1 protein-coding gene is annotated in these 337 nt (G+C 46.9%); it reads right to left on the bottom strand.

What is annotated here, in order from left to right; translation table 11 throughout:
* A partial coding sequence (locus F1E73_RS17495) for an FAD-dependent oxidoreductase (RefSeq protein ID WP_150452714.1) occupies positions 1-337 on the bottom strand: 337 nt, incomplete at both ends.

The following is a 337-nucleotide window of genomic DNA, read 5'->3' as shown; positions in this document are numbered from 1 at the left end:
CGATTGTTTTAGAGGCAGCTTACTATAAGGAAATACTAGGTGCACCCCTTTAGTAAGGTGTAGCCGCTTCCCTTTTATCTCATCATCCAGTGCTCTTACCTCATCTACCCATGGCCCAGCGGCGCTTACCACGTATTTGGATTGTATGGTAAACCCACTTCCCCCCAAATGATCCGTTACCCTTACTCCAGTTACCTTTCCATTTTTATATTCAAACTGGCGTACCTCGGCATAGTTTAGGGCGATAGCCCCATATGTTAGGCTGGTTTTTATGACCTCCAAAGTTAGTCGCGCATCATCGGTACGGTATTCCGCATAATAGCCGGCCCCCTTAAGA

It is taken from the genome of Arenibacter lacus (assembly GCF_008711145.1).
GTDB lineage: Bacteria > Bacteroidota > Bacteroidia > Flavobacteriales > Flavobacteriaceae > Arenibacter > Arenibacter amylolyticus.
This window is presented reverse-complemented; position numbering and strand designations above follow the sequence as displayed.